The 24,957-nt window shown below is 33.4% G+C and carries 29 protein-coding genes; 13 read left to right on the forward strand and 16 right to left on the reverse strand.

Translation table 11 applies throughout. The annotated features are described in order from the left end of the window. The first annotated feature begins 98 nt into the window (after nt 1-98). Nucleotides 99-530 carry an IS200/IS605 family transposase gene (gene tnpA / locus AAHM80_RS00150; RefSeq protein ID WP_342259383.1) on the forward strand — a complete coding sequence of 144 codons (432 nt, stop codon included), beginning with the start codon at nt 99-101 and terminating at the stop codon, nt 528-530. A gap of 35 nt (nt 531-565) precedes the next feature. Here tnpA (AAHM80_RS00150) and xth read toward each other — a convergent pair whose 3' ends face one another. From xth to AAHM80_RS00165, 3 genes are all read right to left on the reverse strand, one after another. Continuing rightward, nucleotides 566-1,372, reverse strand: a complete 807-nt coding sequence (gene xth / locus AAHM80_RS00155; RefSeq protein ID WP_342259923.1) for an exodeoxyribonuclease III — start codon at nt 1,370-1,372, stop codon at nt 566-568. Nucleotides 1,373-1,447: 75 nt separating this feature from the next. Continuing rightward, on the reverse strand, nt 1,448-1,915 hold the full coding sequence (locus AAHM80_RS00160; RefSeq protein WP_341755485.1) for a DUF2269 domain-containing protein: 468 nt from the start codon (nt 1,913-1,915) through the stop codon (nt 1,448-1,450). Continuing rightward, complete coding sequence (locus AAHM80_RS00165; protein WP_342259924.1) at nt 1,915-3,207, reverse strand: NAD(P)H-binding protein; 1,293 nt, start codon at nt 3,205-3,207, stop codon at nt 1,915-1,917. The genes AAHM80_RS00160 and AAHM80_RS00165 overlap by 1 nt, the downstream gene beginning before the upstream one ends. 301 nt (nt 3,208-3,508) lie before the next feature. Here AAHM80_RS00165 and AAHM80_RS00170 point away from each other — a divergent pair, with 301 nt between their 5' ends. Continuing rightward, nucleotides 3,509-4,174 (forward strand): bifunctional (p)ppGpp synthetase/guanosine-3',5'-bis(diphosphate) 3'-pyrophosphohydrolase, encoded by a 666-nt coding sequence (locus tag AAHM80_RS00170; RefSeq protein ID WP_342259925.1) that lies wholly within the window; start codon nt 3,509-3,511, stop codon nt 4,172-4,174. 417 nt (nt 4,175-4,591) lie between these two features. Here AAHM80_RS00170 and gmk read toward each other — a convergent pair whose 3' ends face one another. Together gmk and AAHM80_RS08555 are read right to left on the reverse strand one after the other, a co-directional pair. Then, the gene (gene gmk, locus AAHM80_RS00175; RefSeq protein ID WP_342259926.1) at nt 4,592-5,221 is read right to left on the reverse strand and encodes a guanylate kinase; all 630 of its coding nucleotides are present in this window, start codon (nt 5,219-5,221) and stop codon (nt 4,592-4,594) included. Further along, complete coding sequence (locus tag AAHM80_RS08555) at nt 5,199-5,393, reverse strand: DUF465 domain-containing protein (protein WP_341762615.1); 195 nt, start codon at nt 5,391-5,393, stop codon at nt 5,199-5,201. Before AAHM80_RS08555 ends, gmk begins: the two co-directional genes overlap by 23 nt. Before the next feature lie 95 nt (nt 5,394-5,488). Between AAHM80_RS08555 and AAHM80_RS00180 the strand changes: the two genes are divergently transcribed. The 4 genes from AAHM80_RS00180 (at nt 5,489) to AAHM80_RS00195 (ending at nt 7,816) form a co-directional block, all read left to right on the forward strand. Next, on the forward strand, nt 5,489-6,076 hold the full coding sequence (locus tag AAHM80_RS00180) for a UbiX family flavin prenyltransferase (protein ID WP_341747929.1): 588 nt from the start codon (nt 5,489-5,491) through the stop codon (nt 6,074-6,076). 208 nt (nt 6,077-6,284) lie between these two features. Further along, on the forward strand, nt 6,285-6,890 hold the full coding sequence (locus AAHM80_RS00185; protein WP_342259927.1) for a carbonic anhydrase: 606 nt from the start codon (nt 6,285-6,287) through the stop codon (nt 6,888-6,890). 280 nt (nt 6,891-7,170) lie between these two features. Beyond that, nucleotides 7,171-7,413 carry an AbrB/MazE/SpoVT family DNA-binding domain-containing protein gene (locus AAHM80_RS00190; RefSeq protein WP_341747931.1) on the forward strand — a complete coding sequence of 81 codons (243 nt, stop codon included), beginning with the start codon at nt 7,171-7,173 and terminating at the stop codon, nt 7,411-7,413. Continuing rightward, the gene (locus AAHM80_RS00195; protein ID WP_341747932.1) at nt 7,397-7,816 is read left to right on the forward strand and encodes a type II toxin-antitoxin system VapC family toxin; all 420 of its coding nucleotides are present in this window, start codon (nt 7,397-7,399) and stop codon (nt 7,814-7,816) included. Before AAHM80_RS00190 ends, AAHM80_RS00195 begins: the two co-directional genes overlap by 17 nt. A 331-nt stretch (nt 7,817-8,147) precedes the next feature. Here the strand turns inward: AAHM80_RS00195 and AAHM80_RS00200 are convergent, their stop codons facing one another. The 5 genes from AAHM80_RS00200 to AAHM80_RS00220 form a co-directional block, all read right to left on the reverse strand. Further along, entirely contained in the window at nt 8,148-9,089 is a 942-nt protein-coding gene (locus tag AAHM80_RS00200) for an IS110 family transposase (RefSeq protein WP_342259421.1), read from the reverse strand. Nucleotides 9,090-9,395: 306 nt separating this feature from the next. Continuing rightward, the gene (gene groL, locus AAHM80_RS00205; protein WP_342259928.1) at nt 9,396-11,051 is read right to left on the reverse strand and encodes a chaperonin GroEL; all 1,656 of its coding nucleotides are present in this window, start codon (nt 11,049-11,051) and stop codon (nt 9,396-9,398) included. A 216-nt stretch (nt 11,052-11,267) separates the two neighbouring features. Continuing rightward, nucleotides 11,268-11,555, reverse strand: coding sequence for a co-chaperone GroES (locus AAHM80_RS00210; protein ID WP_341751614.1), 288 nt, complete (start codon nt 11,553-11,555; stop codon nt 11,268-11,270). A gap of 136 nt (nt 11,556-11,691) precedes the next feature. After that, nucleotides 11,692-12,252, reverse strand: coding sequence for an IS630 family transposase (locus AAHM80_RS00215; protein ID WP_342259546.1), 561 nt, complete (start codon nt 12,250-12,252; stop codon nt 11,692-11,694). Next, nucleotides 12,246-12,746, reverse strand: a complete 501-nt coding sequence (locus tag AAHM80_RS00220) for a helix-turn-helix domain-containing protein (protein WP_342259385.1) — start codon at nt 12,744-12,746, stop codon at nt 12,246-12,248. The genes AAHM80_RS00215 and AAHM80_RS00220 overlap by 7 nt, the downstream gene beginning before the upstream one ends. A 438-nt stretch (nt 12,747-13,184) precedes the next feature. Here AAHM80_RS00220 and tnpA (AAHM80_RS00225) point away from each other — a divergent pair, with 438 nt between their 5' ends. After that, nucleotides 13,185-13,616, forward strand: a complete 432-nt coding sequence (gene tnpA, locus AAHM80_RS00225; protein WP_342259383.1) for an IS200/IS605 family transposase — start codon at nt 13,185-13,187, stop codon at nt 13,614-13,616. A gap of 152 nt (nt 13,617-13,768) precedes the next feature. Continuing rightward, entirely contained in the window at nt 13,769-14,212 is a 444-nt protein-coding gene (locus AAHM80_RS00230) for a hypothetical protein (RefSeq protein WP_342259929.1), read from the forward strand. 315 nt (nt 14,213-14,527) lie between these two features. On the opposite strand, the gene AAHM80_RS00235 is transcribed toward AAHM80_RS00230, so the two are convergent. Continuing rightward, a complete protein-coding gene (locus AAHM80_RS00235) occupies nt 14,528-15,370 on the reverse strand; it encodes a hypothetical protein (protein ID WP_342259930.1) in 843 nt (280 codons plus the stop codon). Nucleotides 15,371-15,493: 123 nt separating this feature from the next. After that, on the reverse strand, nt 15,494-17,182 hold the full coding sequence (locus AAHM80_RS00240) for a peptidylprolyl isomerase (protein ID WP_342259931.1): 1,689 nt from the start codon (nt 17,180-17,182) through the stop codon (nt 15,494-15,496). 76 nt (nt 17,183-17,258) lie between these two features. Here AAHM80_RS00240 and AAHM80_RS00245 point away from each other — a divergent pair, with 76 nt between their 5' ends. From AAHM80_RS00245 to kdsA, 3 genes are read left to right on the forward strand one after another with little or no spacing between them, the layout of a single operon-like run. Beyond that, nucleotides 17,259-17,999 (forward strand): triose-phosphate isomerase family protein, encoded by a 741-nt coding sequence (locus AAHM80_RS00245; protein WP_342259932.1) that lies wholly within the window; start codon nt 17,259-17,261, stop codon nt 17,997-17,999. After that, complete coding sequence (gene secG / locus AAHM80_RS00250) at nt 17,996-18,301, forward strand: preprotein translocase subunit SecG (RefSeq protein ID WP_341755495.1); 306 nt, start codon at nt 17,996-17,998, stop codon at nt 18,299-18,301. The genes AAHM80_RS00245 and secG overlap by 4 nt, the downstream gene beginning before the upstream one ends. Nucleotides 18,302-18,318: 17 nt before the next feature. Further along, nucleotides 18,319-19,152 (forward strand): 3-deoxy-8-phosphooctulonate synthase, encoded by an 834-nt coding sequence (gene kdsA / locus AAHM80_RS00255; RefSeq protein ID WP_342259933.1) that lies wholly within the window; start codon nt 18,319-18,321, stop codon nt 19,150-19,152. A gap of 308 nt (nt 19,153-19,460) precedes the next feature. On the opposite strand, the gene AAHM80_RS00260 is transcribed toward kdsA, so the two are convergent. Then, complete coding sequence (locus AAHM80_RS00260) at nt 19,461-20,270, reverse strand: class I SAM-dependent methyltransferase (RefSeq protein WP_342259934.1); 810 nt, start codon at nt 20,268-20,270, stop codon at nt 19,461-19,463. 242 nt (nt 20,271-20,512) lie between these two features. Between AAHM80_RS00260 and ffh the strand changes: the two genes are divergently transcribed. Continuing rightward, on the forward strand, nt 20,513-21,865 hold the full coding sequence (gene ffh / locus AAHM80_RS00265) for a signal recognition particle protein (RefSeq protein WP_341751622.1): 1,353 nt from the start codon (nt 20,513-20,515) through the stop codon (nt 21,863-21,865). Nucleotides 21,866-21,936: 71 nt separating this feature from the next. Further along, entirely contained in the window at nt 21,937-23,148 is a 1,212-nt protein-coding gene (locus tag AAHM80_RS00270; protein WP_342259935.1) for a palindromic element RPE1 domain-containing protein, read from the forward strand. A gap of 5 nt (nt 23,149-23,153) precedes the next feature. Here the strand turns inward: AAHM80_RS00270 and AAHM80_RS00275 are convergent, their stop codons facing one another. Genes AAHM80_RS00275 through AAHM80_RS00285 form a run of 3 tightly spaced genes read right to left on the reverse strand, consistent with a single transcriptional unit; the run spans nt 23,154 to nt 24,433 of the window. Further along, nucleotides 23,154-23,903 carry a hypothetical protein gene (locus AAHM80_RS00275; protein ID WP_342259936.1) on the reverse strand — a complete coding sequence of 250 codons (750 nt, stop codon included), beginning with the start codon at nt 23,901-23,903 and terminating at the stop codon, nt 23,154-23,156. A 16-nt stretch (nt 23,904-23,919) separates the two neighbouring features. Beyond that, a complete protein-coding gene (locus AAHM80_RS00280) occupies nt 23,920-24,111 on the reverse strand; it encodes a hypothetical protein (protein ID WP_342259937.1) in 192 nt (63 codons plus the stop codon). Between the two features lie 10 nt (nt 24,112-24,121). Further along, nucleotides 24,122-24,433: a hypothetical protein gene (locus AAHM80_RS00285; protein ID WP_342259938.1), complete on the reverse strand. Its 312-nt coding sequence runs from the start codon at nt 24,431-24,433 to the stop codon at nt 24,122-24,124. Nucleotides 24,434-24,957 lie beyond the last annotated feature (524 nt).

Here is a 24,957-nt window from a genome sequence, read left to right on the forward strand (position 1 = left end):
GACTAGTGAGACCATCAAGGCTTGGCCTTTAGATTTAGTATAAAATAAAAAGTTATCATATATAACTTCTTTGGCTTGACGGTCAAAGGAGAAAATATATGACAACATACGAAAGTTTAAATCATTCTAAATGGGATTGCAAATATCATATTGTGTTTATTCCAAAGTGTCGTAAAAAAGAATTGTACGGGAAGGTTAGAAAATATCTTGGGAACGTATTCCATGAGTTAGCTTTTCAACGTGGGAGAAAGATCATAGAGGGGCATATGGTACAAGATCATGTGCATATGCTCATCAAGATTCCTCCTAAATATTCTGTAGCTGAAGTAATAGGCTATATCAAGGGGAAAAGTGCTATAGCCGTTGCTAGGCAGTTTGGTGGACGAAAACGTAATTTTAATGGAGAAAAGTTGTGGGCTAGAGGTTATGCGGTCTCAACTGTAGGATTTGAAGAGAATCAGATCAAACACTACATTAAGAATCAAGAGCAACTTGATAGTTTAGGCTCTGACGAATCAGGAGAATTTTAATTAACAATGGCAGCCCTTTGGGCTGCTCATAACCGTCAAGCCCCTCGCTTTGCGAGGGCGTTCTGACTAATGATAGCAACAACGGGTATATGATCAGAAGGCTTAATTTTAGTTCGTAGATTATAATGCATGTAGCAATCATTTAGATAATCTGCAACATTGCTTGATGCAAGTATCATATCAATACGCATACCTTTATTTTGTTCAAAGCAACCTGCTCTATAATCCCACCAAGAAAATTCTTGCTTAGTAGGATTTGATAATCTATATAAATCCTCAAAACTAGAATTTAAAATAATTCTCAATCGTTGTTTTTCTTCATTAGTAAAACAAGTAGTATTTTGTAACTCTTTTGCTGAGTATACGTCAATATCAAAAGGAGCAATATTAAAATCTCCTCCAACTATCACCTTAGTATCAAGAGTTCTTTTGGATTCGAAGTAATTAATTAAATTATCATAAAATTCTAATTTCATTTTAAATTTATCACTACCTACCAATGAACCGTTAGGTGCATATAATGAAGTGATACTACAAAAACCTATAGGAGTTTGTAGAGATATTTCTATAATCCGTGCTTGATTAGTACAATTAATACCTGGAAAGTCTTTTACCACTTCATCAGCTGGAAACTTTGATAAGATAGCTACACCATTATAGGATTTCTGACCATACACATAGAAATTATATGCTAGATCTGATAGTTCATCAAAAGGAAACTTATCAGTCTCACACTTGATTTCTTGTAACAAAACAATGTCTGGATCTACTTCTGTTAAAAAGTCCCGTAAATGTTGTAGTCTTATTCTTATAGAATTAATATTCCAAGTAGCTATTTTCATTTCTAATTCCTAGTGTACGTTTATATGCGAATTTGGGATAAGAATTTGTCAATTCTTATCCCGAATTCGCGTATTTTACATCGGCTTAAAAACCATTAAAAAGAAAATAATAACTAGGCTGATAAATGCTGGCCAGCCAAGATAAAACCATAAATTAAATAATTTATAATACTGTGCTGGTAATTGCTCATTATTTTTTAATGTTCTGACTGCAATATTCCGTAATTGTATTTGAATCCATACTACTGGTAGCCAACATGCTCCTGTAATAGCATATCCTAAATAAGTTAGAACAAGCCATAAATCAAAGAAATCATATCCAACTATATTGATTAATATTATGCCGCTAATTGGTTGAATAATAGCACTAGTGGTAGTAAAGAGAAAATCGGCAATAACCGTAGTACGTGCTGCATAAATTTTGGCTGCTAAATCCCCGGTTTTATTCGCCCACCACATAAAAAAAGCAATACCAATACCTGTACCAAACAAAATAGTGGAGCTAATGATATGAATAGTTTTGACGACAGAATACCAATCCATTATTTATCCTTTTCTATAGCAAGTAAGACAAGAGTAAGAAGTATTATAGGAATATTTTTAGTCAGTACCCCCAAGGGTTCTAGCCATAAATCAGGCTTAAGAAAGGTTAGAGAAAATGTATAAGCTAGCATTAATAAAATCTGTAGTATACATACTCCTATAATTCTTGGCTTAATAATCATTAGAGTTCCAAGAATTATATCAGCAAGACAGCTTGAATATAACATAATTTGTGCTATTTGCTTGCTAAATCCTAACTCTGTTATTATTTTCAGACCTCGTTCTGAAGTAAAAACCCCCGTAATGACGCCTGTCATAATCCAAAATAAACCTAAAATGATTTTTAATAGTGGTTTCAACAAAAAAAGTCTTGCATGCCATAGTGATTGGACAGTAAGAGGTTCAGTGGCTAATCCTTGCTCAAAATTTCTTGGAACGACAGAAGTAAAATTGATAAAATCTTTCTTATCGGCAATATTTGGTTGTAATAACATATTATATGAAGTGCTATTAAGTGGCCCTATACTAAAAAAGTCTCCTAACTTAGCTGCAATTCTAATGAATGTTAAAGGAATCTTTATTAGTTTGGCAGGATCTAGACCAAGCCAGCTCCTAAAATTAATCAATATATCTTTTACTGTAACTATTTCTGGACCAACTATTTTTAATACTCTACAAATTTTTCCTTCTCTTTTAGTGCAATTAACAACCACTTTAGTTAAGTCATCCATATGTATGGGTTGAAATTGTTGTGATCCATCTCCTATTAAAGGAATAAACCAAGGTAAAGCTGAAAGAGATCTAAATAATGAAGTACCGCCATAACAACCACTTGTATACACAAGCGATGGTTGTAAAATCACCCAATCAATATTTTTTAAAGTTTTTAAATAATTGTCAATTTTTTTCTTTGTTATAGCATAGTCAGTAGTTTTCTCATTATCTATACCAAGAGCTGAAATATGAATAATTCTTTTTACTTTAGCTAAAATACATGCATCAAATAAAGCTTTTGGACCAAAGAAATGAACATTCTCTATTTTGTTGTTATTAGTTGAAGTTAACACTCCGGATACATTAATGACTACATCAATATTTTGTAAATTGTTAAGCCACTTTTGTTGATCAGTATCATTGTTAAAATCACAAGCTAAAATTTCTAGGTTAGGAAATTTTCTTTTAGTAGCTTTTATATCTCTAACTGCACAAACTACATCATGATTATCTTTTAATAACTCAGCGGTGATATATGAACCAATAAAACCATTAGCACCTACTACTAAAACTCTCACCCTATCCTCTCTATAACATAGCAAATTCAAATCAACTGATTGTATAATAACATAAAATAACTAAACACTAAGTACATTAATCTCAATTCGATATAAAAATTGTTTAACAAATTATATCATTTGGAAAATCTTTCTTATTTATAAATTAATAATTTGATCTTGACAGGGTAATAGTTTTTATTAATATTACAGGTATATTCGATGCTTTTGAAGAATTGCCTTCGTAAATACTTGCGAATTCTTGATAGTAAAGTATATATAATAATCTAAATCAATAATTATAAGTAACAGTGTGCATTTTATGTTATACGAGGATATTGATAATTTACACAATATCACTGATATTATTAGTACTAAATTGCAAGAGAATTCTATAGTAGCGAAGATATCTTGCAGATTAAAAGACCCTTATTCTATCGTAAAGAAATTGGTAAGAAAAGGTATTGGTTTTTATCAATTAACTGACCTCATTGCTTTTAGAATTATAGTTGATACGCTAGAAGACTGTTATAAAGTACTGGATATTATTAATGATATATATCCTAGTAACCATGAAAAATATAAAGACTATATTGTTAATCCCAAAGATAACGGCTATAGTTCCTTGCATATTGTGACTACTATTGGTATATCTAGACGTAATGTGGAAATACAAGTACGGACTAGTCAAATGCATGATATAGCAGAGTTTGGCATCGCTAATCATGGTGAATATAAAGAAGCACAAGAATCAAGGATAAAAAAATTATTTTCTCCAGAATTACTTAATATAATTGTTCTGCACATCGGACTAAATAATTTATATAAACTTTTTGAACAATTTAATTGGACTATGTCTGAACTGGTTGCTTACGAACAAGAAATTAAAAATTTTTGGGATAATTTTCAAGATAACTTGCAAACAATACAAGAGCAATTTATAAAAGAAATAAATAATGTAGAACCGTTAGAGAGAAATTTTGTCTAACTAATCCAAGGTTGGCGGTTGGCTAACCCTATAAATATTTGTGGGTAATAGTAAACTCTGCTGTTTGGAATAACGTCCATAACTGTCGAAAGTTAGTAAATAAATACATCTTCTCTATACGTCTATTAGCAAGGAGGGTTGTAAGACCGACGAAGCAATCCAGTAACATCATTTATCTATAGGTTGTTTCCTAGATTGCTTCGCTTACGCTCGCTAATAGACGCTGTGGTATAGGTATACTGCTCGTAAATGAAGAGTTGGTAGACGAAGGTCAACTTCAAGAAGAGCTAGGAGTGTCAAAGTCGAGCAGCGGAGCGTACATTAGTACGTGAGCAGCGGAGATCTTTAGACACGACAACGCCAATTCTTGAAGTTCACCGAGTATATTTGTAAATTTTCAACAGTTGTGGGATAACATCAGAGTTGGTCATGCCAATCATTATAAAACTTGCCTAAATCAAGTCTTATTCTTTTTGATCGCTCAGCAGTGATTATAGAATATATTGTTTCAAGAGTGGTATCAAAATCATCGTTAATAACCACGTAATCATATTGTTTGGCATAATACACTTCTTTAGTAGCCAATTTCACACGCAACTTTATTGATTCTTTACTATCTTGCCCTCTATTTTTAATTCGTTGTTGCAAAATACTAAGACTCGGTGGCAAAATAAAAATTGTAATTACATTTGGCAAGGTTTTTTTTATTAGCTTTGTACCTTGCCAATCTATATCAAACAAAACATCTAACCCTTGACTTAGTAAGTCTTCTACAACTTTTTTAGGTGTTCCATAATAATTATTGTAAATATTTGCATATTCAAGAAATGCATCTTGCTCAATTAATTTATTAAATTCCTCTTTGGTCTTGAAATAGTAACTTACTCCATCAACTTCATCTGTTCTTGGCCTTCTAGTAGTTGCAGAAATGGATAATCTAAGATTACTGTCGATTTTTAAAACTGCTTTAGCTAAGCTAGATTTACCAGTAGCCGAGGGCGAAGACAAAATAATAACTAATCCTTTACTTCTGAGAGATAGTAGCATTCTTGGTGAAACCTTTATATAGCAATAGAATTTTATCTTTTAATATTAATTTTTGTTTCTTTAACTGCCTGACTTTAGTATTATCTTGCAAATGCAAAAATCCGGTATTTATTAGTCTTTCTAAATCATTATGTTTTTTTTGTAAACTTTGTATGTGGCTCATGAGACTCATCTGTAAACTCCATAATCAGTTAAAAGCTTGGTTTTTTGTAAACCAAGCATCATTTTAATATAAGCAAATACACTTTGAAAGGAAAAAATATAGCTATGACTAGCGATAATAAAAAAAAATTGCTTGTGGCAATCTCTGGAGCTTCTGGAGCAATATATGGTATAAGGTTACTTGAGATTCTGAGGCAGATAAATATTGAGAGTCATCTAATTATTTCAAAATCTGCTCATCTTACCATATTACATGAGACGAATTATTCCATAGAACAAGTAAAAGATCTAGCAGATTACTGTTACAATCTTTCTGATATTGGTGCTAGGGTTTCTTGCGGTGCTTTTAGGACATTTGGTATGCTCATAGCTCCATGTAGCATGAGAACTCTTGCATCAATTGCTGGCAGTATTGAGAATAATTTAATCAGTAGAGCAGCAGGGGTTACACTAAAAGAACGAAGAAAACTGGTGTTGATGATAAGAGAGACTCCTTTACATCTAGGTCATTTAGAAAATATGTTAAAAGTAACGAATTATGGCGGGATAATTGCACCTCCAGTACCTGCTTTTTATAGTTTACCTAAAACCTTGGATGACATGATAAATTATTCAATTTCGCGGGTTCTTGATATTTTTGATATTAATACTGATTTAATAAAACGTTGGGATGGTATGCCTACAAAAATTTAAAATCTATTAGTGCTTGAAAAATATCTGCTATAATTGTAGTGACGTCTTGAGGGTCATATACTCGGTGAACTTCAAGAATTGGCGTTGTCGTGTCTAAAGATCTCCGCTGCTCACGTACTAATGTACGCTCCGCTGCTCGACTTTGACACTCCTAGCTCTTCTTGAAGTTGACCTTCGTCTACCAACTCTTCATTTACGAGCAGTATATATGCAACAAAGTTTTGAAAAAATACTAAAAGGCTATCAGCTATTTAGAAAAAAATATGCTTATGGTAATAAATCTATTATGCAGAGTCTATCCCGTGATGGTCAACAACCAAAGATTATGGTGGTTGCTTGTTGTGATGCACGAGTAGATCCGGCATTAATACTACAATGTGATCCAGGGGATTTATTTGTTGTACGTAATGTAGCAAATATTGTTCCTCCTTACGAAAAAGATGGATCTCATCATGGCACAAGTGCTGCCTTAGAGTTTGGAATATGCTTTTTGAAAGTTGAACACTTAATTGTATTAGGACATAGCCAATGTGGAGGAATTCAAGAATTATTAAATAGTGACGATAGAGTGCAGAATGATTTTATAACCAACTGGGTTTCTCTGATAAAAACACCTAATTTTAGACATCATAATGCTGATGATTATACAAAATTAGCACTTAAACAATCACATCAAAATTGTATGACGTTTCCATGGATTAATAAACTAGTGACCAAGAAAGAGCTAACTATTCATTTATGGTTTTTTGATATAAAAACTGGGCAAATTTTTACTTATTCTGATAAGCAACAAACATATCTACCCCTTGCTTAGGTTCTTTAGCATATTCAGGTAGAACTTCAAGAATTAAGATTCCCGCGACCTAAAAATCGAATGCAGTCATGTATCCGGCTTATAGCAAAGTAAATTTTATTAATAGATATCTTTGGCAAACTCGCTTATTAGAAATCTAAAATTAAAAAATTAGACTAAAAAGCAGGATTATTAGAATTAGTATTTATCTAGTATTTATTAAATTGACCATTTTTATAATTTTAGTTACTATGTATATAGTTGTATCTTTATATTAATCTTAACATTATCGGTATATATTATGACAGCATTAAAAAGTTATATAGATAGTAATGGGAGACTTGCTATCCCCGCTAAAATTAGAAAAAAACTGCATCTTAAAGCTGGTGATGAAGTGTCCATTAAATATAAAGATTCTGAATTAATAGTTTCGACTTATCATGCTAATATAGAAAAAGCTAGAAATATTTTAAGTAAATACAAGAATATTGATTTACAAAAAGAGCTAAAACTGATGAGGAACGAAGATGCAAACAAGTTCTAAATCTCTAATCAAGACTAAGAAATTTTTATTAGATACATCTGCAATCATTGCCTTATTAAAACAAGAATCAGGTTATAAAATATTAGAGGATGTTATTGCAAGTAGTGCCTTATCATCAGTTAATTTAAGTGAATTAGTTTCTGTCTTAACTAGATCTAATATAAAAGAAAATGAAATTGATACAATTATAACAGATATAGTTCCAGACATCATACCATTTTCTGAAAGTATAAGTATCAAAGCAGGCAAGTTAATAAGTTTAACAAAAGATTATGGTTTATCTTTAGGTGACAGAGCATGCATAGCAACTGGTAGTTATTATAATATGGAAATTTATACTACTGATAAAATTTGGTTAAAGTTATCTGATAAGCTTCCGGTAAAAATTACTTTAGTACATTAGACCTCCTTCGAAACTCTACTTCTGCTGGTGATTTGGACAATGATGCGGTACTCGAATCCGTAACGGAATTAGAGTATACTCAGGTAGAACTTCAAGAATTGGCGTTCCCGCGACCAAAGATCGAAGCTGCCTAGTTACTCATGTACGCTACGCTGCTCGACTTTGCTACTGCTTAGCTCTTCTTGAAGTTATACTATCGTCTACCAACTATTCATTTACGAGCAGTATACGCTGCGGTTTGAGATGAAGCGTTTCCTTCAAATCCCTCAGCACAAGCGAGTTTCGAAAGAGCAATTATCTTTTATCTAAATTTTATAAAAATAGATAAATATTATTTAATAACAAAAACACGTTTTTGTTGAATAAGTTTATGGCACACTTCAAGTAACTTACGCATACAAGCAACTATCGCAACTTTCTTAGGTTTAAAATTATTAACAAGCCTATCATATAAAATTTTTAAATATTGGAAACCATTCTTACCAGCTAATACTGCAATGTATAAAGCATCTCTAGGTATTTTCCTGCCTCCTCGAATAAATCTTCGTCCTTGCTTATTACCACTATCACGAGCATATGGAGCTATACCAACAATTGATGACAATTCATTGCTACTATAATTTTTATCCCCTAATTCAGGTACAAAACTAATTAGTTTTGTAGCTAAACATTTACCAATACCAGGTACAGTCTCTAATATTTTTACCTTCTCTTTTAACTCTTCTGACTCATCTATTGTTTTGTTTAACTTTTTATCAAGCTCAGCTATTTCATTCTGTAAAAATTTAATGAGCTTTTCTATACTCTCTTTATCAATACCATCAATGCTATGATGTAGTCTTTTCTTTTCATTGCTAAGCATTAATACTAAATCTTCTCGTCTTTGTTGACATCTCTTCAAAGTCTCTGATTCAACTTGATATATATAATTCGCTGAAAGCTGCATCTTATCCGCATAATATGCTAATTTAAATGCATCCTTCCTATCAGTTTTACACAAATTCACCGATTTACTAAAAGAATTAAAACTATATGTATTGACCTTATGTATTTGTTGGTTATTATTATCCAGCTTTTGACAAATCTCAGCTTCGTATCCTCCAGTAGGTTCACATATTATTAGCTTAATCTCTTGCTCTTTTGCTAATTTAATCATCTCTTCATGACCAGCTGCATCATTGGCAAAACGATGATATTTAGGTTTATCTCTTGTATTATATACACATATATCAAGCCAGTTTTTACTTACGTCTAGACCTATTATTTTATTCATGATATAATCTCCTTCTTCTTATTGTGCAAGGCTGCTCTTTTTAAGACCACCTTCTGCAATTTGTTCAAGGTAAACTACCAAAAAGAGGGTACTTATTCTCTTAGCGACTTTTTAGTCAAGGTCTATTCAAGTCACCCTCTTTAATTACTTATAACACATTCTTAAGATATAAGGTCTATTAATAAAAAGATGTCATCCCTACAAAAAAGCAGAGGGATGACATCAAAGTACGCGAACTTTGGATAAGAATTAACTAATTCTTATCTAGAGTTGGGGTAAAGTGTTATTCGTATGAAGACATGAGCATTAGAAGTCCATACCGCCCATGCCACCCATACCGCCGCCCATACCACCACGTGGCATAGCAGGCTCATCTTTATCAGCTGGTTCATCGATAATAAATGCTTCAGTAGTAATAATCAAAGAAGCAACCGATGCTGCATCTTGTAAAGCAGTACGCACGACCTTAGTTGGATCGATAATACCAGCCTTAATCATATCAACATAAGTCATATCTTGAGCATTGAAGCCAAAGTTTTTTTCTTTACTATCAGTAAGTTTTCCAACTACAATAGCTCCGTCCATACCAGCGTTCTCTGCAATTTGCCTTACTGGAGCTTGTAGAGCTTTCTTAACGATGTTAATACCAGCTTGCTGATCTTCATTAGTACTTTTTAACGACTCTAAGGATCTTGCTGCATAGAAAAGAGTAACACCACCACCAGCAACAACGCCTTCTTCCACTGCAGCTCTAGTAGCATGCAATGCATCCTCAACACGATCTTTTCTTTCTTTTACTTCAACTTCAGTAGCACCACCAACTTTTAAGACAGCTACGCCACCAGCAAGTTTAGCTAAACGCTCTTGTAATTTCTCTTTATCGTAATCTGAGCTAGATTCATCAACTTGTGTACGAATTTGAGAACAACGAGCAGCGATATCCGCCTTGCTACCAGCACCATCAATTATAACGGTATTTTCTTTGGAAATAGTAACTTTTTTAGCAGTACCTAGCATTTTGATATTAACATTTTCAAGTTTCATACCAAGCTCTTCACTGATAAGCTGACCACCTGTTAAAATAGAGATATCTTCCATCATGAATTTTTTTCTATCGCCAAAGCCAGGAGCTTTAACTGCAGCAACTTTTAACCCACCACGTAATTTATTTACTACTAGAGTAGCAAGTGCTTCTCCTTCTACATCTTCAGCGATTACTAGTAAAGGACGTCCTGATTGCACTACTGCTTCAAGTACTGGTAACATTTGTTGTAAATTTGATAATTTCTTTTCAAATAGTAAGATAAACGGATTTTCCAATTCTGCTACCATCTTTTCGGAATTAGTAACAAAATATGGTGATAGATAGCCTCTATCAAACATCATGCCTTCAACTACATCTACTTCAAAACTAAAATTCTTAGCTTCTTCAACGGTAATTACGCCTTCTTTACCAACTTTTTCCATCGCCACGGCAATTTTTTCGCCAATTTCTTTGTCACCATTTGATGAAATAGTACCAACTTGAGCAATCTCCTCTTGGCTGCTGATTTTTTTACTAGCTTTCTTAATTTCTTCAACTACTAGGTTAACAGCTGAATCTATACCACGTTTTATATCCATAGGGTTAAAACCAGCTGCTACTGCTTTGTTACCTTCTCTTGCTATTGCTTGAGTTAGAACAGTTGCGGTAGTTGTTCCATCACCAGCAACATCAGATGTTTTACTTGCCACAGATTTTACCAATTGAGTTCCCAAATTCTGAGCTTTGTCTTTTAGTTCAATAGCTTTTGCCACTGTTACACCATCTTTGGTTAGTCTTGGTGATCCAAATGACTGTTCAATTGCAACATTTCTACCTTTTGGACCTAATGTTACTTTTACGGTATCAGCTAAAATATCAATACCTCTTAGCATTTGTTCACGTGCATTTGAGCCGTGTCTTATTAATTTTGTTGCCATATTTATGTTCTCCTTACAATAAATAAATTATTAACCAATTATGTCCACAACTGTTAAAAGTTTACAAATACCTATACCACAACGTCATTGCGAGCGTAAGCGAAGCAATCCAGGAAACAATCTATAGATAAATGATGTTACTGGATTGCTTCGTCGGTCTTACGGCCTTCTCGCTAATAGACGTATAAAGAAGCTGTATTTACTAACTTTCAATAGTTATGCAATTATGCCCATGACATCACTTTCTTTCATAATGACCAAATCTAAACCATCAACTTTTACTTCAGTGCCAGCCCATTTGCCATAAAGTACTTTATCTCCTACTTTAATTTCTAATGGATGGACAGTACCATTCTCACTTTTTGTTCCCTTACCTACAGCTACTACTTCACCTTGTATTGGTTTTTCCTTTGCTGTATCAGGAATAATAATTCCTCCACTTGTTTTTTCTTCTTGTTGAATTGGTTTTACCGCAATTCTATCGTGCAATGGTCTAAAAGACATTCTTACCTCCATAGATTTAATACTTAATAATGTGTATTCTATATATGCTTGATTTTGTAACAGTTCAAGGGGTAAAAAGAAAAATTTTAAAGAATAATTGCTGTGAGCAAATTGTGTATAATACCAATTGCAATAATTAACACGGTGTATTTATCCAGTCTCTATACATAATTGATTTTACTAAATCTACATTATGAGCAAATTGATTCCAAGCGTAACAAGCCATAGTGACGATATCTTCATATACACCATAACATTGGTTAGACAAGAAATGATTTTTGATCCATGCCCAAACTTGTTCCATTGCATTAAGTTCCGGTGCATAGGGCGGAAGCGGTATCAAAGTGATATTGCTTGGCACAGTTAGTTTTTTGGCTGTGTGCCAACCTGCATTATCCGTTAGTAAAGCTATATGTCGGTTGCCTTGAATACTGCGAGAAAGGTCTTCTAAGAATTTATTCATTGCCTGTGTATTTGCATATGGTAAAATTAATGCAAAAGCTTCTCCTGTATCATGGCAAGCAGCTCCATAAATATATGTTGAAATGAATTGCTGTTGCCGAACTTTACGGGGTCTAGTGCCACGCTTAGCCCATATACGAGTTAAGCTACCTTGTTGCCCAACTCGAGTTTCATCCTGAGACCATATATCAACTTTACATCTATCGATATTTTTTGATAATAATTCTGTTAGCATGTCTGGGAAGTTTTTTTATATGTATTTTGAGTCTCTTGATTTGACTTTGGATGCATTGAACGAGAAGTAATCCAGCTAAAACCAAGGCGGTGCATAGTATTGTAGACTGTTTTTAAAGTACATTTAGCACCATATTCCTCAAGTAACATGATATGTAGCTCCTTTCCAGTTATATACCCACCAGTTTTACTTTCACTGAGCGTATTGATTTTATCAAAAAGAGCAGACTCTTGTATAGTGTTAATCTTCCTAGGGGCACCGCTTCTTTGTGATTCAAATAATCCTTCAAAACCATGATTCCTAAATCTTCTGAGCCATGATTGCACAGTTTTCCAGTGTGACTTCACTATTTCAGATATGGCTTTAAAAGATTTGCCTAATTGAAGGTAATACATCGCCAATAAACGTATACGATTTCGACCATGCGGCTCATGTTTCATCATTTTTATAAAATCATGACCATGAAAACCTTGCGGTAATATTAACCTAGCCATTTGAGTACCTTTATCAGTTAAAAACCCATTTTACACCACTGCGTTAATTATTGCAATTGGTATAATACCTTTTTTATCCTCGCATAAGTTTTTCTATTATTGACTTTATAGGAGTATAGTTTAAAATTAAAAATGAAGTAACTGCAAAGTTATTTTGGGGTGTAGTAACCTCTTATAGCATCGGAACACATCTGCCGAATAAAGGTGTAATCCTCGATTGTTATGATCGGGGAGATGTTAGCTATGTTCAGGGTTTAAGGTGTAAACCTTAAACCTAAAGGCTAGCGTAGCTGTTATGCTATACAGTTTACTAACTCAATGATAGGTAAGCCACTAGTTTGACTAGTGAGACCATCAAGGCTTGGCCTTTAGATTTAGTATAAAATAAAAAGTTATCATATATAACTTCTTTGGCTTGACGGTCAAAGGAGAAAATATATGACAACATACGAAAGTTTAAATCATTCTAAATGGGATTGCAAATATCATATTGTGTTTATTCCAAAGTGTCGTAAAAAAGAATTGTACGGGAAGGTTAGAAAATATCTTGGGAACGTATTCCATGAGTTAGCTTTTCAACGTGGGAGAAAGATCATAGAGGGGCATATGGTACAAGATCATGTGCATATGCTCATCAAGATTCCTCCTAAATATTCTGTAGCTGAAGTAATAGGCTATATCAAGGGGAAAAGTGCTATAGCCGTTGCTAGGCAGTTTGGTGGACGAAAACGTAATTTTAATGGAGAAAAGTTGTGGGCTAGAGGTTATGCGGTCTCAACTGTAGGATTTGAAGAGAATCAGATCAAACACTACATTAAGAATCAAGAGCAACTTGATAGTTTAGGCTCTGACGAATCAGGAGAATTTTAATTAACAATGGCAGCCCTTTGGGCTGCTCATAACCGTCAAGCCCCTCGCTTTGCGAGGGCGTTCTGACTCCCCGATCGCCAAAGTAATCTATTAAGATTCTTTGGTGGTTAAAACTTGATAACTTTAAGTTTAATCATAAAGGGGATACTGCTATGACATACACAACAACTTTACCTTCTGAAGCAATCATCTTTCTTGATCCAGCTTATGACCATTCTAAGGATCTAAAACTTAGAGATGATGTTAGTGCTACTAGTGAACAAGATGGATTAACAATAGTTGAAATTATCGAATCTAAAGGACCTTATGACCACAGTACTTTTGGTAAGTTAATCCGTCGGGTAATGAGCTGCAATAATAAGCCTGTCACCATCCTCATTAACGAAGATATACGGCATACAACAATTAACACTCTACTTTGGTCTGTACTTGGTACTTTGTCATCTGCCGGTCTAATTACCGTTACTACTTACGAAAGATTCTATAAAAAAGTACTCTTGAAAAAAGTAAATATAGAGGATGATTATTTTTTATACGTGGCTGCTACTTATTGTAGAAACCATTATAAATTTGGTAATGAACAATTAAATATTTAATACAGATGAGTAATATACTTCTCGTAAATGAAGAGTTGATATACGATAGAATCAAAATCCTGATAGTAGTAAGAGTCAAAGGGTCTAGGCGTACTATAGTACGTGGCTACCTACGAATACGTCTATAAAAAGCGTCTATAAAACGTCATTGCGAGGAGACCATAGGTCGACGAAGCAATCCATATGACAAACTTCATGGATTGCCACGCTCACGTACGTTCGCTCGCTAATAGACGGTTTAAACCTTACAACAATGCTTCGCTAATAGACGGTTTTTTAACTTTCAACAATTGTGGTATAACCACAAAGCTGAGCTTAATCATGATGATATACAATACCTGAAAACTCTAGGTTATTCTCATCAGATTCTGATCTTGAAACATCATGCACTGCTTCACTATATGGAGGTGGTATTGGAGGAGGTGGGGCATGTTTACGAACTTTCGGCGGATAGTGCACTGTATGGGCTGTAGTTGTAATATTTGGAGATAATTGTGGGTATAAATGTTGATTAAGTGGTAGTACACTAGGTGGTGCAGAAGCTACTGCTGGATGGTTGTTATTAGTAACATACGTATTATTACAGTTACTTGATCCTTCAAGAAGAGTTGATAGGGGTAGTGCTGGAGTACTTGCTCCACATTCAGCTTGATGTGCTTCTAGTATTATCTTATATTCTTCCCGTTTAACTTCTAAATATTTATCCAAATTTTCAAAAAAAGTATTTTCTGTTATCCATATTCTAGTTATTCCTAGTGCACCCTTCTTAATTATATAGCTCAACCCAGCAATCTTCAGTGCTTCCTTAAAATCATGTTGGTCAATACATTTAAGTAACTTTCTAGCTTGAATTATTGTGTGTATTTGGTCACTACGTTCTTCAAACTTTTTGCAATTAACTGTATTATACTTTGATAAGACAGATTGTTGACTATGCAGACCTTTTAAACTAGCTTTTAATTCCTGACTAGCTGATGATCTATCTTCCGTAGTTTTTACAAAATTACAACATTCCTCCAAATTAGCAGCCTTCAATATCTCATAAACACTACTATCAGTAGCAAACAACTTTATAGCTCGTTCTGTCTTATAAATTTTATTCTCAAGTAATTGTTTTGCGGTAGAAAGCCTTACTAATAGCGTACGATCTTTTGACATAATAAACACATAATTAAGATTATATTAATATGACATAATATAATCTTAATATATATTAATATGCAAGGTTTAGTAACAATATAGTTAAAATTAGTTATCTAAATTGTCATATTTATATCATGATCACATACTATTTTGTTTCATTTTATTTTTCTTGATGGCATAGCTAATCAGCTCATCCATAACATTGTTTCTTATGGCTACTGCAATATCTACTTCATTTTTTTTCTGAATTTCTTGCCTTTTCGTCTTATCAATTCTTTTTGATTTTACATAAGCAAAATACGCCTTATCTTTTGACTGAAAAACTGGAGTATTGGAATCAATGTTAGCATTAAAAATTGCTGATAGTAATTCTGTTGGTAATTGCTGATTATTATGAACTTCATACCTAGAAAAAGTTGCAGCTTGGTTGGTAGTAATGTCTAGAGGTTTTTTACTTTTACCAGGTTTATATTCTTTAGCAAGACTCTCTATGTTTCCTAAATTTATCTTTCTAATATATTGCTTATACCATAGTTCGTATACTTGATCCTTGACTGCCGAGAATTCTTGTAGTTTACTTGGCTGAATAGATTTAATCTCAACCAATATAAAAGCTCCTTTATCAGTTAACTCCATTGGATATGATAATTCTCCTTCTGCAAGATCAAAAATACTGTCAGCATTTTGACCAAGATCAACATACCATTCGCCTTTTAAGTGTTGGCGTTGTGGCACGATGGGACTTCGCGTAGGAACAACGGTTTGACTACGCCTAGTCCGCTCGCCACTCGCAGGCTTAGCCAACTCTTGAAATTCATCTTGTATATTATTAGTTAAATCCTTATAACTTACAGAATCTAAATTCTGTATTGGTAATTCATATTTTTTGGCAATTTCTGTTAAACTTGAACCAGCTGCCACATCATCTTCTAGATTTTTTGCTAACAGTAGCTTCAGCTCTTCTATTTTTTGTTGTTGCAATAATTCATTAACCTGTTTTCGTACCTCGCTAAATTTTTTATTAGCAAATTCTTCTTGGTTATCCTGATAAAACTTTAATAATTCTTCATCGCTATTATGAATTTGCTTACCTAACACTTCACTTGATATTTTTACATAAGACAAGCTACGTTTTTCCGGTATTTCAAATAACTCTTGGTTTTGCTTGTATAATTCTTCTAACTCGGCTGGAGTTGCATAAGTCATAAACGCACCTTTAGGTTGAGCTTTTAGGTCAATTTGTACAAGGTCGACCTCTCTTGTTTCGACCATATAGTCTACAATATTTTTGACCATTATTTTTGGTGTTTGAAATGATTCTATAAAAATACTAATTAGAGTATTCTTTAAGGTATGTTCTTTAACATCAAATACATAGTCCTCCTCATTAATATAAGAATTTTTTAAAAAACCTTTAAAGAGTGTTATGTCAAATAGACCTTGCTCATTCTTAAAATTAGAGGATTCTTTAATAAACTGAATCACAGTATCATCAGTTATATCTAGATTATAATAGTGTACTAAATAGTTCATAATGCGATTATTGATAAGTTTTTTAATAATAAAATTATCAATATTCAACTGCTTTATATCTTCTTCACTAAGATGTATTCCAGTTTGTTTTTGAATAACACGAATTTGTTCGGCTTTTGCTTTTAGAAAATCTTCTTCACTAATAGTTTTTGCATCAGAAAATGTAATCAAATCAAAATTATTGGTAGTCTGTAATACATCTTTAATTCCCCATCCAACAAATGCAAAGGCAATCATTCCAAGTAAAACACGCATTACAAAACTATCAGCAGCGTTTCTAATATTATTTAACATAAATTATAAATTTCTTCTTCAAGTTTTTGTAGTATACTACAATAGTTCTGTACACTAATATCTGCAAGCGATTTTTATGAAAAAACTTATTATTGCTAACTGGAAAATGCATATAAGTTTAGATGATGCATTTAAATTTTGTGCTAGACTGATAGAGCAGCAACATAACAACAAATTTATTATAGCTCCTCCTACTCCCTATCTTGCTTATTTATCTGATAAATTTAAATCTATAGAGTTTTGTGGACAAAATGTCAGTCAATTCGAAGAACAAGGAAGCTATACAGGAGAATATTCAAGCCTATTACTGAAACTAAGTGGTATTAATTACGCTATTGTTGGTCATAGTGAACGTAGAAGTCTCTTTCAAGAATCCAATAAATTAATCAGACAGAAAGCAGAGAATTGCTTAAATGCCAAGATTAGCCCTATTATTTGTATCGGAGAAGACCTAGCTATACGAAAAAATAATAATTATAAAAATTTTTTATTAAAACAATTAGTGGAATCCCTGCCAAATGATAAAATAGGGGAGGGGATAGATGTAATAATAGCCTATGAGCCGATTTGGACTATAGGAACAGGGATTATTCCTAACCAAGAAGAATTAATAGAGATATTTGATGTCCTCAATTGTTTTCTTCAGCAAAGCCAAGTTGCAAATAATGTTAGCTTAGTGTATGGTGGATCTGTAAATTTAGGTAATATAGAAAAAATATTAAGTGTACAGAATATTGATGGGGTTATGATTGGCAAATCTTCACTTGATTATCAAATTTTAGTTCAAATATTAAATTATAGGTTTTTTGAAAAATGATGAATATATTACTTTTTGTTCATATTGTAATAGCAATACTGCTAATTATCGTAATTCTGATGCAAAAGACTGGCAATGATGGGTTAAGTGGTATGAGCGGTGGTAGTGGTAATATGGGTGTTGTAACAGGCAGAACTGTAGCTAATTTCTTGACTAAAACCACGGTAGTGCTTGCCACCTTGTTTATAATTAATGCTATTATTCTTGCCAATCTGTCTTCTAAGAAAAACCTTGGGATAATTAAGAAAATTGAGCAAGTTGACGATAAACAAGAAGAGTCTAGCTTGCCAATTGCCAAGTAAAATTTAAGGACCAAGTTATGCAAAAAATAATTGATTTACATAATATCAAAATTGGTAATACCTTACCATTTGTGTTTATTGCTGGACCTTGCCAAATAGAAAGTCTAGATCATGCATTATTTATGGCTGACAAGCTTGTGACCCTTACTGCTAAACTTAACATACCCTTTATCTATAAATCGTCATTCGATAAAGCTAATAGAACTTCAATAAATGGTATCCGGGGTAGCGGTCTTGAGAAAGGGCTGGAAATTTTGTCTAAAGTAAAAACAGCCTTTAACTGCCTTATTCTTACTGACGTTCATACAGAGAATCAGTGTGCTAAAGTTGCTGAAATTGTTGATATAATCCAAATCCCTGCCTTCTTATGTAGACAAACAGATTTGCTGCATGCTGCAGCTATGACTAATAAGGTTATTAATGTTAAAAAAGGTCAGTTTCTTGCCCCTTGGGATATGAAGAATGTGTATGCTAAACTTGAAGCGTTTGGTGCAAAGAATATCATGCTTACCGAACGGGGTGCATGTTTTGGTTACAACACACTAGTATCAGATATGCGTAGTTTGCCAATTATGGCAGAAACTAAGACCCCTGTAATTTTTGACGCAACCCATTCAGTTCAGCAACCAAGTGGCATAGGCAACAGTAGTGGTGGCGAAAGAAAATATGTTGAAATATTAGCAAGGGCAGCTGTTAGCGTCGGAGTAGCAGGTGTTTTTATGGAAGTTCACCAAGACCCAGATAATGCCCCAAGTGACGGACCTTGTATGATCAAGCTGGATGATTTAGAACCTATATTGGTTAGGTTAAAGAGCTATGATGAGCTAACTAAAGCAATATTTAAGATATAACCTAGATAACAACAAATAAGATTAGATATACTCTTCTGCTTTGAAGAATTGGTTTCGCGAAACTGCGGGGTACTCACGTACGCTCATCCCTTGTTTTACGTTCCAATTCTCCAAATCATTTTAGTATACTGCTCGTAAATGAAGAGTTGGTAGACGATAGTATAACTTCAAGAAGAGCTAGGCAGTAGCAAAGTCGAGCGGCGTAGCGTACATGAGTAACGGAGCAGCTTCGATCTTTAGACACGACAACGCCAATTCTTGAAGTTCTACCTGAGTATATATATTTATGAGGGAGTAAATTATACTACTCATTGGAGTTTTCTCCCCCAAGATTGAAACACCCCACCTGCACTTTGTATAACCGTCTTATCCTGAATAATCTGATCCATTTCTTTTAGCATCTTTTCTATTTCTAAATTATCGATCAACTTATGCTTAATAAAATGTTCTTTTTCTTCTAAAAGAGATAATTTTAATAATAATTTTTCTTCAGCCCCATTAAAAACTGGTTGATGAAAATCAAATTTTACATCTGTTAATTGAAGACTACACAAAGTATTAAATAGCTTTATACCATAAGAATAATCTACACTAAGTCTTTTTTCAATTTTATGTAATAATTCTTTATATTGTTCTATTGAACGAGCATATGGATAATTAAATATAGCTGTATAATCATGCTCTTCACATGCAATAGTTCCACCCGGCTTTAATAAACTTAACATATTATTTAAGGCTTTTTGAGGATGTGTTAGATGTATGAGTACAAACCTACAATATACGAGGTCATATTGCTCATTACCCTGATAATCTTGTATATCTGCAACTTGGTATTCAACAATATCGATGTTTTTACTACTTAACTTACTTTTAGTAAGCTCTATCTGTTTTTGGCTTATATCTAGGCATAATAGTTTGCCATCTTGTCCAATTTTCTGATATATTACATCAATAGACTCCCCCGATCCACAACCAATAATTGCCACTTTCATATTTGGACGAAGTGCTAGCCTATCCAATAGAATATTAGTATATTTGCCATATATTTTATTCAAAATACTGAGCCTATAATCCGTTTCATCGCCAGTTGCCAAAATATAGCTATTCTTTTTTACCATTTGATTTAATTTTATATATCTATTTTTTAGTAAATATATTGCTGATTTGGTTTATTGATAGCAAGAGAAAATAATATAGAAAATTGAAATAATAAATTCTTGATTGTAACAATATCACTAGTTCTCAATAGAATCCGAAAATTTTATTTCACAAATTAATTACTATTTTTTTTGCTAATATGCTTAGTGATTATTAGTAAATATGCTACAATGCGGTGAATTCAAGTAATTTATTACATTTTATGTTTCAAACATTAACTCAAAATCTAACGAAAATTTTTGATCGTATCAAAAGAAGTGGTACTTTATCGGAGTCCCAAATAAACGATACTATGCGTGATATTAGGATTGCCCTTCTTGAAGCAGATGTTGCACTACCGGTAGTTAAGGATTTTATTGCTGAAGTAACATTAAAAGCTACGGGGCAGGAAGTCATAAAATCAGTAGCTCCAGGGCAGATGATAGTAAAGATTGTCCATAATGAGTTAATTAATATATTATCCTCGTCTCTAGATGAAAGTAGTTTACAGCTTAAATCTGAACCGCCGGTAAATATTTTAATGGTTGGTCTGCAAGGTAGTGGAAAAACTACAGCAAGTGCCAAATTAGCACTTAGGCTAAAAAATCAAAATAAAAAGGTACTTTTAGTCTCTCTTGATATTTATCGACCAGCTGCACAGGAACAATTAACTATCCTTGGTAAATCTATAGGGGTAGATTGTTTAACTATTGTCCCCAACCATACTCCTATAGATATTGCGAAAAGAGCTTTACACGAGTCGAAATTATCTGCCTATGACGTCGTTATTTATGATACAGCAGGTAGGTTGCAAATCGATGATGAGATGATGAAAGAAGCATCAAATATAAAAAATTTAATAGACCCAAAAGAGATAATTTTGGTAGTTGATGCAATGACGGGGCAAGATTCGGTACTTATAGCTAGCAATTTTGATCAAAAATTAGGGATTACCGGCGTAATTTTATCCCGTATTGATGGCGATGCCAAAGGTGGGGCAGCTCTAAGCATTAAACATGTTACCAAGAAACCTATTAAGTTCTTAAGCACTGGCGAGAAATTGACAAATCTAGAATTGTTTGACTCAGAACGCATAGCTTCAAGAATATTAGATATGGGAGATATCATCTCATTCGTTGAAAAAGCAGCAAGCATAATAGACCATCAAGAGGCAGAAAGAGCGGCTGCTAAACTTAAAAAAGGTAAATTTGATTTGGAAGATTATCTAATGCAAATGAGGAGTATAAAGAAACTAGGTGGATTCAGTAGTATGATGAGTATGTTGCCTGGTATTAATAAAATTATCGATAAAGTCGATCAATCGAAATTAAGTGGCAAATTAATAGACCACCAAGAAGCAATAATTTTATCTATGACCAAAAAAGAACGAAAAAACCCAGATTTGCTAAATGCCTCACGTCGAAAACGTATCGCTGAAGGCTCTGGAACATCAGTCCAAAAAGTGAATAGTCTATTGAAACAATTTAAACAAATAAGTGGTTTCATGAAAAAGGCAAGCAATATGAATCCCAAAAGCCTAATGCGTAGTGGTATAGGCAACTTATTTAAATTATGATAACCTGAATGACCTTAATTCGATATAAGAATTGTTAATTCTTATCCCAAATTCGCGTAACTGGAGATTAAATGCTTAGCAAGGTATATAACGATCTTATTTTACAGATTAAAGCCAATAAATATGATTTTTTAAGGTTTGATCTGATTAAGCAAGATGCAATAAAGGATCTCGCAGCTCAGCTTGCTTTAAAATATGATATTGTGGTAGTTATAGGTTTTGGTGCGTCTTCTCTAAATGTTAGAGCATTATTAAGTATAAAGGCAGTAGCTACTAAAAGGCTAATATATCTTGATAGTTTAGATCAGTTGGAAATTGATGAAAAACTGGCATTAGTTGATTTAAGTAAAGCAGTCTTTTTCTCATTGAGTAAGTCTGGGAACACAAATGAAACCTATTTATTAACTAAGTATGTTTTAGAAGTTTTACACGTTCCCCCTCAAAATATTTATGTAATAGTACCGTTTAGTAATAATTTATTACGTAATTTAGCAGAGTCTTTTGGTACAAATTGTCTAGAACATGATAACATTCGTAGTGGAAGATTTGGTATAATTTCTAATGCATCTTTGCTCCCAACCGCAGTTGCAGGAGTTGATGTACATAAAGTCGTACTAGCTGCTTCAAAAAAAATATCAGATATTATTTTTGATGGATTTAATATTTGTGAGATAGCGGAGTATTACCTTAATCAATATTCTTTAAATAGACATATGTTAGTTATGTTTAATTATTGTTATCAATTAGATGGTCTATGTAGATGGCAACAACAGATTATAGCTGAATCACTTGGTAAGAATGGTTTTGGTATAACTCCTATAATAGCAAAAGGAACATTTGATCAACACAGTCAATTGCAACTTTATTTAGAAGGTCCAGATGATAAATTCTATCAAGTTATTACTAACAAAGCAAGTTCAGATATTAGACCTCTTTCGAAACTCGCTTGTGCTGAGGGATTTGAAGGAGACGCTTCACCTCGAACCGCAGCGTACTCTAATTCCGTTACGGATTCGAGTACCGCATCATTGTCCAAATCACCAGCAGAAGTAGAGTTTCGAAAGAGGTCTATTGAAATAGCTCTAACTGCTCATGCTAATAATATATATAATGCATTAGATCAAGTTAAACGACCAGTGAAGCTAGAGAATTTTGTATATATCGATGAACAGGTAATTGTAGATCAAATTATTCACGTAATGTTGAGTACTATACTAATTGCAAATCACCTAAAAATCGACCCATTCAACCAGCCATCTGTGGATGAATATAAGAAGGTATAATAGACCTATTTCGTGTCAGGGAGATCTGCAAGTGCTGAATTAAACAACTTAGAAAGATTTTTCTTATCTACTTTGTCACTATCAGAAAAACTAGCAATAGTGGTGTCAATCATATCACTAGACAGTCCTACCGAGTGTGTCCATAGTACCCTACCAGTTGGTACATCAAGAATAGCTAATCTAACTCGCGAAAATTCTGATGGGTCTAAATTGACTCTACCAGTTATACATCCCTTCAAAATCTCTGTACAAAAATCCTTAACTGCACCAGATGTTTTACTCTCCGCATAGAAATTCATTACAACTAGTAAATCAGCTCCGGCTTTTCCACCAAGATCAACTACAGAAGGAATCTTTTCATCAATAGAATATGCCGCATCCTCTTTCCAAGCTCCACTAGCATAGAGTATATTTAGAGTCTCATCAAAATTATCCTTAATATCAACGACGTATTTTGACAGTTTATTAGTACCAATTTCTGTTCTAGAGAAAAGTTTAATATTATACCCTTTGTCCTGCATTTTGGTTATGAATGTATCTACAATATTTTCTTCAAGGCGATCCTCATAACTATAAACTCTCGTTTTTTTGTTAAAAGCATCAATTTGATTTACTTCAACTATTGGTGGTAAAAGTAAAACAATTTTGGACTTGGTTAGTGATTGCGAATAATCAGGTGCAGATCTAACAAAAGTCGTCTTAGTACAAGCCGATGTAGAAAAAAACAGTAAAATTATAAAGAAAATTCTGACCATTAACTATGTATTTTTATTAATTTTTATATGTAGCTGGAATGAGTCTAGATCTCTTCTCAGAAAGAATAACTAGAACATCTTGCCCCTCATTTATCACAGGATTGGTTTTATCTTCTTTAGCCTGCACAATGGTGATAATACCTGTCGCACGTACAGCTGCTATAGCATTTCTTAAAAGTCTGCTACCTTCGTAATAATCGTCTTTCAAATTCGATCTATTAACCTGTACAGATATATTCTGTACCTTTTGATGTTCCCAAAGCAGATTGTATTATTGCACCAGTAACACCTCCAACAATAGCACCACCAACAATTATAGCTGCGTTATTAGTTCCGCTAGCAGCAACCGCCCCACCAGCGACAGCACCAGTTAGACCACCAACTGCATTATCACTAAGTCTTTCATCCTCCGTGATTTTGACATCCCTTTTGGCAAGAAGCTTTCCTTCCAATACAATATTTAATGTTGAATCACTAGTATATGTATTTGTCGCAAGATTTCCGACCGCAACTAGAAAGAGTAGAAGCAATTATAAGAATCAAAAAAGTATATAAAAGTTTTTTAATCATAAAATTATTATTTTTATATTGCTAATAAAATTTAAGAATGAATTAAAAGTAAGATTATACTAAATGTACAAAGATACATGCAATAAATTACTATCTCCAGTTGCCAATTAAACTGAATAATTTTTGAAGAATTTTTAGGAAAAATGTAGCTGAATACCGCAAGCAGTACGCAGATGTATGTGAGAAACGGAAGCAAATTTTGACGACAAAATTACCACAAAGAATCCGTTCGCAACACTATCATTATTTTGATGACAAAACTACTTCTAAGTTGTACTTCTAAATTGCACGCAACAATAGACTTCTTACAGAATCCTCTTCTGCAGAATTTGTAGGAGAGCCGAAACCCCTTAACCCGCAACTTATCTTTGAGAAGGAGAAGTGCTTGAAGAGACAGGAGAGTAAGGTTTACAAGAATTCTGCGATAAATGATATATTTTAAGAAAAAATGGTTCTATAGCCCGAAAAGTTGAGTTTGATAGGA

Source organism: Candidatus Tisiphia endosymbiont of Metellina segmentata, assembly GCF_964030715.1.
Lineage (GTDB): Bacteria > Pseudomonadota > Alphaproteobacteria > Rickettsiales > Rickettsiaceae > Tisiphia.